The sequence below is a fragment of the Priestia sp. YIM B13551 genome (assembly GCF_042787905.1).
Classification (GTDB): Bacteria; Bacillota; Bacilli; order Bacillales; family Bacillaceae_H; genus Priestia.
Genome location: NZ_JBHZOX010000001.1, coordinates 89,644 through 103,931 on the forward strand (window position 1 = coordinate 89,644; position 14,288 = coordinate 103,931).

At 31.2% G+C, this 14,288-nt stretch carries 7 protein-coding genes; all 7 read left to right on the forward strand.

Features of this window, described 5'->3' with window-relative positions; genetic code table 11:
• Positions 1-157: 157 nt before the first annotated feature.
• Positions 158-1,843 (forward strand): hypothetical protein, encoded by a 1,686-nt coding sequence (locus ACFX4N_RS00505; RefSeq protein ID WP_377260629.1) that lies wholly within the window; start codon positions 158-160, stop codon positions 1,841-1,843.
• A 12-nt stretch (positions 1,844-1,855) separates the two neighbouring features.
• Positions 1,856-3,433, forward strand: coding sequence for a hypothetical protein (locus ACFX4N_RS00510; protein WP_377260632.1), 1,578 nt, complete (start codon positions 1,856-1,858; stop codon positions 3,431-3,433).
• Positions 3,430-8,538, forward strand: coding sequence for an FtsK/SpoIIIE domain-containing protein (locus tag ACFX4N_RS00515; RefSeq protein ID WP_377260635.1), 5,109 nt, complete (start codon positions 3,430-3,432; stop codon positions 8,536-8,538). Before ACFX4N_RS00510 ends, ACFX4N_RS00515 begins: the two co-directional genes overlap by 4 nt.
• A gap of 97 nt (positions 8,539-8,635) precedes the next feature.
• Positions 8,636-9,514: a DUF4007 family protein gene (locus ACFX4N_RS00520; RefSeq protein WP_057235774.1), complete on the forward strand. Its 879-nt coding sequence runs from the start codon at positions 8,636-8,638 to the stop codon at positions 9,512-9,514.
• On the forward strand, positions 9,511-12,945 hold the full coding sequence (locus ACFX4N_RS00525; RefSeq protein ID WP_377260638.1) for a hypothetical protein: 3,435 nt from the start codon (positions 9,511-9,513) through the stop codon (positions 12,943-12,945). Before ACFX4N_RS00520 ends, ACFX4N_RS00525 begins: the two co-directional genes overlap by 4 nt.
• A gap of 20 nt (positions 12,946-12,965) precedes the next feature.
• On the forward strand, positions 12,966-13,766 hold the full coding sequence (locus ACFX4N_RS00530) for a hypothetical protein (RefSeq protein WP_231504516.1): 801 nt from the start codon (positions 12,966-12,968) through the stop codon (positions 13,764-13,766).
• Between the two features lie 121 nt (positions 13,767-13,887).
• Positions 13,888-14,271, forward strand: a complete 384-nt coding sequence (locus ACFX4N_RS00535) for a hypothetical protein (RefSeq protein WP_377260642.1) — start codon at positions 13,888-13,890, stop codon at positions 14,269-14,271.
• Positions 14,272-14,288 lie beyond the last annotated feature (17 nt).

A 14,288-nucleotide genomic window follows, 5' to 3' on the forward strand; every position in this document is an offset into this window, starting at 1 on the left:
ATTTAAAGATTACTTTTTACCTATTTTGTCTTTTGATGGATAGCTTTTTATTGTCGATTAGAAGCAATTTGGGCTGTTTTTATGCCATCAATTAATTATTGGAGTTATGAAATTAGATAGTACTAAAATAATAAAATGACAAAAGGAGAGAATGACTTTGAATAAAAATACATTTGTTGACTATTTAGATCAATTTAATGTTTTATCTCCTAATCACTCTAAAATATATGATGAATACACATACGATAAAGGTAAAGACTCGTATGTTTTTAAAATTGAAACGAAGGCAGAAACGTATCTTTGTAATTTATTTTTAAATAACCCTCAAAGCATTATATTAACAGGGAATGCAGGGGATGGAAAGACTAGGTTATGTCGTTCCGTTTATAATTATTTTCACCAAGATGGTTTAGTAGATTGGCCTGAATCAGGAATACTTGAAGTAGATTTTCCGCACGGCAAAATTAGAATGGTTAAAGATTTATCAGAACTGAAAGACGAAATTATACTAAAGGAACTTAGTAGATTACAAGCAAGTGTAAACGATAACCATGCAGATAAAATATACTATCTTATTGCTGCAAATGAAGGTAAGTTGACTAAGTTTTTATCTCAACATGAAGATCTATCCTCGTTAAAAGTGGAAGTTAAAAGACGTTTTAAGACCCACTTAGCCAATAATTCCACTTTTAGTATTATCAATTTATTAGATGTAACCTCATCATTATACGTTGAAAAAGTCTTAGATGAATGGAATAAAGAAAGTAACTGGTCGGTATGTGAAAGTTGTTCTAAGCAAAAAGCGTGCATTATAAATTTAAATCATAAAAGGTCTTCCAAAGACTTTGTGAAAAATAGATTGGTAGAACAATATAGGTTTCTTGACTATTTGGGCACCCACATAACTATGCGTGAAATGCTTATACATATTAGTTATATCCTTACCGGTGGTTTAACTTGTACAGATGTGTTGGATGCAGATTATGCAGCCTTAAAATACCAAATTGACAAACCATATTATGAAAATTTCTATGGAAATAATGCTGCCAATGAAGCTCTTTCGGATATGAGAGCAATAAAACTTTTTAAAGAATTAGATCCAGGAAGATATTCTGATTCTAATATAGATGACTTTATTTTAAATGGCGATATTAGTGGCAATGTCCAATTGGAAGCTTTACATGAGGGTTTATTTAATTCGGATTTAGATTTATATCTAGGATACTTTAAGAAAAGATTAGATATTTATCGTAATCATAACAAAGAGAGTAATGATAACCTCATTGAAGAATGGATAGAAAAGTTAAGAAGAAAGTTTTATTTCGAATTCCCTTCAGAAGAATTTTTTAATAGAACCAATTTAGTTCCCTTTAAATTTGTAAATATATTTGACGAGCTCTTTGGTGACCAAAGGAAGCAGGCAATAAGCAAAAGGGATTTAACTAGAGGTCTTAATAGGGCTTTTTCTAAGAAATTAGTAGATAGTAATAGAGAATTATTCTCTACTTCAGAAAACCTAATGATTCATTCAAGTATACCTATAAGTCAGATGAAAATAAGTGAAGAAAAACAAAGAGAGGACATTGATCACAGATCCTCTAGCTTTGAAATTACTGTAGGTAATACTAAATTATCTTTAAATTTATATGTATTTGAGTATCTCATGCGCTTAAGTAACGGCGATACTCATAATATTTTAAAGGAAGATGTGGAAATCCTTCTTGATACATTTCGTAACGAATTAATAAAAGAAACTGAAACAGACCCTTTTGTATTAAACATTCTAAGGCTAGATAAAGAAAACGGTTTGTATGTGCAAGATTGTATAGAAATTTTAGAATAAGGGTGAATAGACATGCAGAATTCAGATAAAAATGTAGAAGAATTTTCATCTCAGCTATCTGCAAAAATTTGGGGGCACCGTTTTAAAGATGGTCAACGTGGGCCGGAGTATGTTTTAGAGTTCTTAAATGTTTTATATGGAACAAATTATCAACTAAATGCAGATTGCTATTTTAGAAATAAATCACAAAATTTACGTAAATTTATCTTTGAAGGCGTCAAAGAAGGTAGTAAGCGTGGCAGCGCACAACTTGATCAAGAAAAAAAGAAATTTCTTTATGAAAAACTTCAAGATGATAACAAAATCGAAGTTATCAGAGAGTTTTTTAGAAATCTAGAAATACCTCTTGTGGACGGAAAAGGAAAAGAAGCTGATCGCTCCTGGTATGCGCGATCGTTATACCCTTTACACGAGAGCCTACTTTTTTTCGAGTTACGTGTTAAAGGTGAAAATACTTCTTACGAACGAAACTTCTTTGCACGTGGTGGAGAATTATATTATTTAATGGTTTCTTATGGAGCTGAAAAATTTCCAGGTGTTAAATATAGAATAGAGCAGAGGTTTCAACAATTATTACAAAAAAACAATTCTGTTGGTCAAATAGTAGACTCTATCCAAAGTGTTTTAGGTGATGAAGATGAAAATAAATCTCAGGACAAGTACCCATTAAAAAAGATGGAAAAACTGTCTAAGGAATACCCTCATTTGCCAATTGAAGAACATGAACTTTTTGATCAGTTTGCTGAAGAAATGTCAAACTTATTGAATTTAGATATTGATGTTTACGATATGTTTAAGCTTTTAACAAGTTTAACTTGCTTTCATATTTTATTGTATATGTATGAGCGATCTACAGTAGAGGCCACCGATCGAATAGAGTTTTTCTTTGATTGTTTAGATGGAAAAAATAAAGAAGTGCAAAAAATATCAACTAGCACGTTTAAAAACAACGAAATTTTAATTAAAGAAAAATTTGAAGACTATTTCTCAAAGCAATTTTTCAGCATTATCGGTCATGAAGAAGAAGTCAATAGAGAGTTAAGTAAGTGGAAAGAAGATCCGATGATCTTTATTGAGAAGATGGGTTTGCAAAAACTTCAATCTCGCAAAAAGCGAGTAATAAACTCATTGCAAAAGTGTAAAAATTATAAGGATGTAAAAGACAAACTTCATAGTGTAGTAAAGGAAGTCATTTCTGACACATTAAAAAGGCACCAAATTTCTATTAATAGAACTTTAGCTAGAGATGGCGGAGTAGGTAACTTTAAAGCGGGCTCTAGTTACAGATATTTAATGACAGATACGTTCTTACAAACACTAGTTTTTATAAACGTGAAACCAAAAGAATCGATAGAATTTAGTGAGTTTTTAAATATGCTATATAAAAAATATGGGTTCATAGTAGGGGAAATGCAAGCACGAGAAAGTGCATTGTATGATAGGTCAAAAGTCAACATTCGTCATTATCAAAAAAATGAGTTGGCTCTTAGGGAGAAGTTAAGAAAAAATGGATTGCTAGTAGAATATTCGGATGCTACAGCAATGATTAGAAATCCGTATGAGATGGCAGAAGGTGTGATGACAATATGAGCAATATAACCGAAGACAAATTGTTGGCACAATGGATTAATAGGCTGTTAGTAGATCATTTCAAGAAGCAAAAAGATGAACATACAGAAAAGTTATTTGTTAAAATAACCGGATTAACTTCAAATAATATTCAGCTTTTATTAAGTGAATTAAACTTGAATATAGGTTCACTGAGGAATTTTTACGAACCTGTTATTCGAACAATAACCCCAGTAGAAGGTTTTAGTAATTTTGCATATAAAGACTTTGAAACAAGTACATGGCTTAGAAATAATACTAAATCTAATCAGGCTCTAATTTTAGTTATTAACGAAATGACACCTGAAGCACAAAGTTTAGAAAACCTATTCACTGTTGATGAATCCTATTTATTAACTTCAAGAGGATTAATGTCTATTTATAATATTTTAGCAGAATCTGGACAGATTGCTACGGATGAGATAAAGCATATTGAAGATTTTATTAAAACTTATCAAAGTATTTGTGAGCCGCAACTCCGAAATGTTGTGAAGTTTTTGGTTCATGTATTAAACGATAATAGTTCCTCAGTTATAGATAGTATTCAAAAGAATTTACCTCACCTTAATTTGTTTGTTGATATGAAGCTAAAAATAGGTGGAGCAGGTAAAAGTCGTTTACAAAAAAACTATCTACTAGCTAACTTGCAAATTAAAGAGTCACAACATGAAAAAATACAAAATAACCTATACTTATTTTTAGAACAAGAAGAAAAAAATAATTGGCCTGACGAGATTTGGGAAAGTAAAAATATAGACGAGTTAACTAAAGAAGTAATTGAGTTTTTAAACCAAACATCAGATGCTTTTTTATTTAATGATTTTGACTTTGTCCAAAAAGTCACAGACTTTAAAGTAGGGCCTCCGACTATCAAAGAGCAAATTTGTGAAGTATTAGAAGAGAACAAAGACCGTTTCGATCAAGAAGAATTAAAAAGCTTTGAAAACGGACTAGATGAAGTAATATCTAATGATAGTCCTGAAGCGATTAAAGAATTTGTCGAAGAGTTTGAGGAAGAATTAGCTTCTAAGAACGGGCTTGTGAAGAAGTTAAATCGTTCCGTAGAAAAACTAATGAATCCATCTATATACAGTGATATAACACTAGCTCTTTTAAAAGAGACATTTTCTCTAATTGAAGATGAGAGAGAGAATAGTAACATTATAAACTCAAGATTCAATTTACAAGTTATTACATCTAAAACTAGTGAAAATGTTTTAACAACTTTGAAGCTTTATTTAGAAGGGCTAGAAAAATTAGTACCGAAAATTACCTTTGATAAACTAAAGTTACCTACAGTAGACGAAACTTCTAAGGATACAGATATTACATTTGAATTAAAACACTACATTGATAATGAAGTTATAGGAAATCGTAAATTTAAAATTACCTCATTTAATAATCTCGAGTTATGCACTCTTAAGCAATATGCTGAAAAAAATATTTTACCTTACATCAAAAATTATGCAGAGAGTGACCTAGAAATATTAGATGTTAATAATTACATGAAGTCAAGTGTGAAAAATTATCTCTCGATGAATGATCAAAACATGCAACAACACTTTGATTATTTTTCAGCTTATTTAGAGCAGTATTTAGTTCATATAAACAAAGCATTTAAAGAAGGTTTTTTTGTACTAGATCCTCAAAGATTAGAACAAGAATTAGAAGAAGTTCTTTCTAGTGTTTCCACTTCTTCGTCCATTGCTAAACATATTTATCAAAATATTAATATTATAGGTGCCGTAGATTATTTTGATACAAAAAAGGGAGAATCCAGAATACCTGACTCTAGAAAGCTAACTATTGTAAATCCTATCCGCTTAATAGCATATCTTAAGCGTTTTAAAACTCTTAATCAATTTGTTCAAAAATGGTGTGAATATGCTACTCAAGGTAACTTAGAAGTAGAAAAGCTAGAAGAGTACTTAGAATTTGCATACAGTAAAGTTAGTCATTTAGCACCAAGGTATTTTTCAGTATTAGAAGACGATACTTATTTAATCGAAAATGACGAATATTTTGGAGAAGGATCCTTTGTTATAAATACAAAGCAGGCACAAAATACTGACTACTTATCTCAGGAGCTATCTGAAGAATTAATAAAAGTAGTTAAAAACTATTTAGAAGTATACCCATATGCAAAAGATGGGCTAGATATGCTTTTACTACACTGTCAGAGTAGTGAAGTAGTTATGAAATGTATCGATGCTTTATTTTCAAAAACGAAAGTGAAGAAAATGCGTTTAACTATTCACAGCGAATCTGCTGCTAAAATTCATCATCAATTAAATAAATGGCTACAGCAAAAAGAGGAATATACAAAGTCTGAATTGAATAGTAAATTCCCTAAAATTGAAATAAACGTAATTTCAGGAAGAAACCTTAACGAAATATCAAATCAAGTTGAAAAACAGATGGTAGATGCTGATTTAGTAGTATTAGCGGACTACTTTGGTCAAGGAGAACAAGTAAAGTACAGATATGAACGTGTCACTCCTATAAATTCAACAAGCTGGTTTGAAACTATATATAAAGAGCCACTCAATAATGATGAAGCTGTTAAACGTATAAGTTATGTTAGTGAGCATTTACCTAAAACATTACAATATTTTTATCAGTTGCAATATATAGTTCAAACAAATTTAATGCCTGAAAAAAACGAGGTACAACTCCTAAAAAATATGATATCAATTACAAGTGAAAAACAAAGTGCATTAATTGACTTTATGCATCAACGCTTTAATTGGTCAGTGATTTTAGATAGGTATTTAGACAAAACTCTTTTAACTAAAACGTCTAGTGAAGCAAATATTATTCAATATAAACCTAAAGTAGGAAAGAGCAGTCGTTTCAAGCTTATTGTTTCATCATCTAAATATATTCGTAAACTTACTGAAGAAACAAATGATTTTGCATATTATGACCGATTGCATCGTAAGCTCGTATCTATAATGAAGAACGAAAATATATCTCGAGATGCGATCATTGAAGCTGTTAATAAAGTTAAAGATATTTCAGGAGCTCTTGTCTTGAAGGTAATTGGTCGAGGAAAATATGCTCATGAAATGCTAGCAACCTATTTATCTACTGAAAGAAGGCTTACTCACAGTGAACGTAAGCTGCAGGTATGGTCAGTTTGTGATGACTTACCTTGGTTTTCTAGTAACAAAAGAAGACCAGATTTAGTCTTAACTACTATTGAAAGAGAAAACGAAGGTTTAAAAATCACATTTGAGTTGCTAGAGCTTAAATTTATTAATCATAATATCTTTGATAAGGAGCGTTTTGATGCTCTTAAGCAGGTTAAGCCTGGTATAAGCTTATACAATAACCTGTTTAGGTTTGGTAACGAACAGCTAGACACGAATCATTGGAGGAGTGAGCTGGTTCAGTATTTTATCGAAAAGAATTCTTATGGTCCGGAACATGCGAAACTTTTAAAAGACTTACAACACATTTCTTTAGATAAAATAAATGTTTCTATTAGTGGAAGCGTAGATGTATATTGTTATACGTCTAATTTAACGGAATATAATTTTGAACAATTAGAAAATGGTGTATATGTAGATTCATTAGATTCTAACATAAAAAATTATATATATACTCGTGCTTATATTTTAAACACGTTGCAAGCAGACGAATCAAATATGCCAGAATATGAAGAGCTTGCGAAACTGGAATCTTTGAATGAGACATTACAAAAGACCTTTGAAAACAAAGATATTGAAGGAAATAATGAGGAAATAGCAAATTTAGTAAAAACAGGGAACTTAGAAGTGCAAAATATTGAGGTTAATAAAGCAGATAATGAAGAGGTTTTGAGAACAATAGATAACTTAGACGAGCATACTACTAACATGGTCAGTCAAGAACAAGACCTCAAAAATGAAGTTATTAACACTCAGATAGCAACAATAGAACCCGATAATCATAGTGACTATAGCTACCCTGAAATTAAAGCTCTTAACGGTCTAGAGCTAAAATATGAAGTGGAAGATAATAATAGTGAAGAGCTAAAAAATACGTATATTCGAAAATTAAAATATAACTTTAACCATAATAACATTCATATTAACGTGAAAGAGTCAATTATTGGTTCAAGCGTAATACGTCTAATTTTAACATTGCCCCCGGATCTTTCAGCAAATAAAATTATTTCACGTACAAAAGATATACAGCTATGGCTAGGATTAAATAGCGAACCACATGTCTTTATTAACAACCGGGGGATGAATATAGATATTGTAAGAGAAGAACCTGAAACAATTTATTTTGAGCAATTTATGAAGCTTACAAGAGAGCAGATCCAGCAGGATGTTAAAAAAACAAATTTAATTGCTCCATTGGGACTTAATCCACTGAATGAAGTTATTTATATGGATTTCTCTAGTTCGCTGTCCCCTCATCTTTTAACTGGAGGAACAACGGGGAGCGGAAAGAGTGTCACACTAAATTCTATTATTTTAGGAATAATGTGCTTGTATGAGCCTGAGCAAGTTCAATTTATGTTTATTGACCCTAAAAAAGTAGAGTTTACAATTTATGAGAATAAAAAGCATACAATGAATGTTATTACTGAAATTAGTGAAGCAGTCTTAGTTCTTCAACACATGGTAGAAGAAATGGAGCGCAGATATACTACTTTTGCTCAAGAAGGTGTAACCAACCTAGAGGAGTATATTGAAGAAGTAGAAATTGTTCTTCCTAGAATAATAGTAGTGTTTGACGAATTTGCTGATTTTATGACACAAGATGCAGATATGAAAAAACAAGTAGAAAATGCCATCATGAGGTTAGGGCAAAAAGCAAGAGCAGCAGGAATTCATTTGATTATTTGTACCCAAAACCCAAAATCTGACATAATAAATACTAATATCAGAAATAATTTGGGTGCCCGCTTAGCTTTACGCGCGGCCGATGCAACTGCATCGAATATCATTTTAGATGATTCAGGAGCAGAAAAGCTTGCAGGAAAAGGCGATTTCTTAGCTAAAGTTCATGGAAATGTTGAGAGAGGGAAAAGTCCTTTCTTAACTCCTAAAGTTCGTAGAATGCTACTCAAATATTTTAATAAAACGGAATAATAAGTTGTGCATCTAGACGATGTCTAGATGCCTATCTTTTCATTAATTTCATTACTGGTAAGATTGTTCCAGTAATAATATAGAAAGGCGAGAAAGAATGGGATACGGACAACATCAAAGTTTTTATTTAAGGGATAGATGGTTAAATAAGGCAATTAGACATTTAGAAATAGATGAACGCTTCTTTTATGATAAAGAAGCGTTTGAGAAAATTGGTTTAGGTAAAAATATGGTTCAATCACTGCGCTATTGGGTAGTAGCCACCGGCGTTGTTGAAGAGGTTTTTAATGAAGATAGAAAAAAGGTTCATAAAATTACAGAATTGGGACGTTTAATTTTTGAATATGATAGATTTGTTAAACTTCAAGATACTGCAGCGATCCTACACTATCAGATGGTAAAGGAAAAAGAGCCTAGCACAGCCTGGTATTGGTACTTTAACTACTTCAATGAGACTATCATTACAAAAGATAATCTGTTAAGCGAACTAATTTTATGGGTAGAAAAGAATGAAAGTAAGCCTGTTTCAGAGAGATCTCTAAAGAGAGATATTGATTGTTTGGTAAAACTATATACTGCTGGGCAAAATACTAGTGATCCTGAAGAAGTCATTCAAAGTCCTCTCAACAAAACAAAGTTAGTAGAGGAAAAGAAGGGGATTGTATATAAACGGACTACCTCAGTAAGTGATATAGGTTTATCGGCGCTAATGTATGTACTCTTAGATTATAAAACCCTTCACGGAGTAAGTAATATAAGTGTAGATGACTTAGTTAATCAACCCGCATTATGGGGAAAAGTATTTAACATGAAAAGAAGTACTATTGTAAATGCTTTGAATGAATTAACGCAAAATCCTATTTATAATTTAACGTTTATTCGAACGAATAATCTAGATTTAATTAGAATTCCTGAAATTACTCCATATGAATTTTTACAACAAGAATATCGTCGTAAGGTAGGTGTAACCAAATGATTAGAACTAATGATACTTTTAAAACAAGTGTTAATATAAAATTTGATTTAGGTAAAAAAGAATTTATTAACAGATATCTACCTACACCTTCTCATGCTGAATCACTTATTGGGTTATTAAAAGGATTTACTAATTCTACAAATTCGAAAGCTCATATGATTGTGGGTCCCTATGGTACAGGCAAATCTCTAATTGCTACAATTGTTGGCGGAATTGTTTCCAAACAAGTTGATAGAGAAACGTTCAAAAGTCTACAATCGAAATTTAACAAGGTGCATGATGAAATATATGAAGAATTAAACAATGTAACGGATAATCCAACTACATATTTAACAGTAGCATTAAATGGAAATGAAGGACGTTTCCGACATGCTATTCTCAATGCTATTATACGTACTTTGAATGAAAATGAAATCGATATTGTTTTACCTGGACAAAACGGTAAAATAATACAAGTTGTGGAACTATGGGAAGAAAAATTTAATAAGACATTTAAAGCATTTAAACGTTTGCTAGCAGAGAATGATAAAGATTTTAAATTATGGCGATTAGCAATTTTGAATCAGGAAAAAGAAGAAATCGATTGGTTTATTTCTATTTACCCGGAATTGACAGCCGGTGCAGAATTTTTCGTAGATTACCAAACAGATTTTATTAGTCAAATTAAATTTGTGCTAGATGAACTAAAAAAGAAGAATCTAGGACTATTTATTGCATACGATGAATTTGGAAGAATGCTACAAACTTTAGAGTTAATCCAAGTTCATGAAACGATGCAGGATTTACAAGACCTAGCTGAACTAACGGATCATTATGAAGATAATTTACACCTTTTATTAATTACTCATCGAAATTTAAGTCAGTATTTCCGTGTGTTTCAAGAAGAATTCCGGAATGAGTTTCAACGTATTGAGAAAAGGTTTAAATCTTATTATGTAGAAAGCGATAGTTTTACATTTATTCGTATAGCAGATGCGTATTTAAAGGGAGCATCTCCGGAGAATATACATCTAAATGATGTAGTTAATCAACTGCGTAAATATCCTCTTTTTCCAGAGCTTAATCAACAAGAATTAGAAAAGCTAGTGATTGAAGGTGTATACCCTATACATCCAGTCACTCTATTTTTATTACCTCAATTGTCTAGTGCATTTGGACAAAATGAGCGTACTTTATTTACTTTCTTAGAAAGTAATGAAACAGGTGGGTTAAAGAATCATCTAAAGAAAACTGAAGACTACTATTTGCCCTCTGATTTATTTTCGTATTTCTTTCCATCTATTCATGATATAGATGTTAGTGGTGACGGATTAGAGTCTTTAAAAATATATAAGAAACTAATCAGTAAAACACCAGAGCTAGACAAAGATAAAATTAAATCTTCAATCCTGAAAATGATTACACTATGGGAATTATCTAGTTTGCATGCAAGATTCAAGTTAGATACAGATTTCTTAATGTTTGCTTTAAATATCAAAAAAGAAATACTAATAGATAGTTTAAACCAATTAGTAGCCTTAAAAGCAGTAAGATATAATCGTGTTCTAGGATATTGGGAATTACAAGAGGGAAGTTCGTTCTTTATTGATGAATTAATCTTAAGTAGGATGCCGAACTTAAATAATTCAAAAAATAAACAGGTAAAAGCTTTGGAAAATTGTTTGACGAAGCGATTTTATCTTGCTAATGAATATAATGATGTAAAAAGTATGACTAGGTATGCTGAAGTCCAATTTGTATTTGAACAAGATATCCTAGATGAAAACATTGATTTTATCGGAAACCGAAATTCTAATAAAGCAGATGCAACTTTATATTATGTAATTTTAGAATCAAGTCATCATTATAATGAACTAGTAAGTAAAATTAAAGAAATTAAAGATGACATGAGTATTTTTTGTATAAGTAAGTATTCATTTGACATTGTAAAAGAGGCAGTAATCGAACTGCAAGTAATTGACGATTTATTAAAAGATGCTGAACTCCTAAACCAGGATAAAAATTTAAAAGGTGAATTGACTTTAAAAAGAGAAGATGTAGTTTATATAATTCAAGAGTTCATTAGTAAATATACAGCCTATAATAATGATTGCGATTGGATATATAATCAGAAAGAGATTGATGTAGCAAATGAAATTAATTTAGAAAAGTTATTAAGTGACATCATGTTTTCGAAATATCCATTGACTCTTGAAGTTCGTAATGATTCATTTAATAGAAAAACAGTTAATAACATGCAAAGAAAAGCAGGTTATAAAGTATTAGATCATATCTTGAACAGCTATGATCAAAATAATTTAGGTATTGAAGGGCAAGGTCCAGATTATTTGATCTATGCTACTATTTTCAAAAATAACTACTTTGACCTTAACAATTTAGATAATTTGCAAAGTGTGGAGCTAGCAAGTTTAAGAGAAGATCTTTTGAATTATTTGGAAAATAATATTCAAGGAAATCTACAACAATTTATTGAAGTGATGACTAATGACCCTTACGGATTAAGAGAACCTTTAATTCCTATCATATTAGTAGCGCTTTTAAGAGACAAATGGGATCAATTAATGTTTTATAGAAATGATATGTATGTGGCTGGAATTGATGGTGAAACCCTTTATAAAATGTTCGAAGAAGCAACCGAATATCAATATGTTTACTATCGATTTAGTGAAGAATATGATAACTTCTTTATGCATTTAGAATCACAATTTAGTAGCTATCAAAATGAGCTAGTGAGTAAAAAACCAAGGGTTATTCGCCTAAGTAGTGGTATGTTGACGTGGCTTAGAAGCTTACCTCGTATTACACAGATTTCAAATAATATGAGTGAAGAACAACGTACCTTTAAAGAATTGATTAGAAAAAGCGAGATTAACCCGCAGGATACATTAAAGAAACTTTTTGCTCTATATAAAGAGGATATTGAGTTTGTTACAAGAAATAAAAAATCTTTAGAAATTCACTTCCCAATGTATCTAAATTCAATAGAGAAAGAAGTAAATAAAGTAATTAAAGTTGAAAGTTTTGAGGATGCAAGAAACTGGGCAATGCAGCAAGAACCAGCCATTCAAAAAAGAAATTCCTTAGTGAAAAGTTTGTTAAAGACTAGTGGAGCTAAAAAACCTATTGAAGAATTCATATCAACTTTTTCAGGTGTAGAAATTGAGAATTGGTCCGACAGAACTAGTGAGGTATTTAATCAACAATTAGCAAACGAATATAAATCTGTAAGCAACTCAAGCGGAATTGATGAAAAGTCAATAGAAATTAAGTACAATAATAAAGTGAAATCTATTACAAATGTGGAATTGTCTACTAAGTCTCAAACTATATACAATAATATAAATCGTATGATTAGAAATGCAGGAAGAAATGTACCAAGAGAAGAAGTGGAATATTTAGTTTATAAATTATTAGAAGAAATTATAGAGTAGAAAATTAGGTGGTGCTAGTTATGGAAAGAAAACCTGTCCATGTTGCAATGTTTAGTGGTGGAGCTGCTAGTGCATATGTAGCTTACCAAATGGTACAAACTTATGGAAAAGAAAATTGTATTTTATTCTTTACTAATACGTTATGGGAAGATGAAGATAATTACCGTTTTATGGATGAAGTGTCTGACTATATAGGTCTTGAGATTACTGAAAGAATAGATGGAAGAACGCCAGAAGAAGTCTTCTACGATTACCGCTTTTTAGGGAATTCTCGTTTGGCGAAGTGTTCGGAGGAGTTGAAGGTATATCAAACGATAGTCTTCTTAGAAGAGCTTCGCGATAAACATAATCTAGAGCCAATTCTGTATTTTGGGATTGGTCCTCATGAAACTCATCGTTCCGATAATTTAACAGAGTTTTATAAGCATTATCCTTTAGAGCCTATCGAAACACGTTTTCCAATGGTTGATACTTTTCGTGAAGATATTGATGCTAAATCAATTATTGAGAATGAATGGGGTATTAAATTACCTCGTATGTATGAGCTAGGCTTCTCTCACGCTAACTGTGGAGGAAGATGTGTTCGAGGAGGCTTTCAACATTATGCACAATTGTATAAAATTTGGCCCGAACGTTACGCGGAGCAAGAAGAAATGGAAGAGAATTTCCGTAAACATTTTGACAAAGATGTTTCCATTCTGAAAAAGAACGGTGGACCTTATACATTAAAACAATATAGACAACAGATGGATTGCGAAGGAATAGACAAATTCTTGAAAACTTCAGATGAAACGGTACCATGCGTGTGTTCATTTTCTTAAACATAAATTGCACAAAAGCTTGCTTTTGTGCAATTTATGTTTTTTTATATAGATATATATATATTTTCTCTACATATGGACAAGCTACTTTATAAAGAACTTAGTAGTGGTAGGTGAATATATGATACATCTTAGAGAAGAGCAAACTATCGAAATAGGTCAGAAAATAAGAGTGTATAGAAACTTGCATAAAAATATGTTTTCTATTCAGGATGCTACTACCAAAAAGGTTATTGGATATGGAGAGGGAATACTGTTGGAAAATGTAAAGTTTCGTGTTCAAAAAAAGGGTCAAGATAAAGTCCGTAAGACTAAGCAAAAAAGCGTTCATGCCTTTGTGGTAGGTGAATTTGCAGGAATTAAAACTGAAGTTTCAAATGACTATGAGTATATATATTATAATCCATATACTACAGAAAAGTTTGTAATATCAGTAACTCATGAAGAAATAGACGAATGTCAGTCTTGCTTTTTGATTCATAATAAATGTTATGCTAAAAGTTAAAAAATTAACGCACTCCA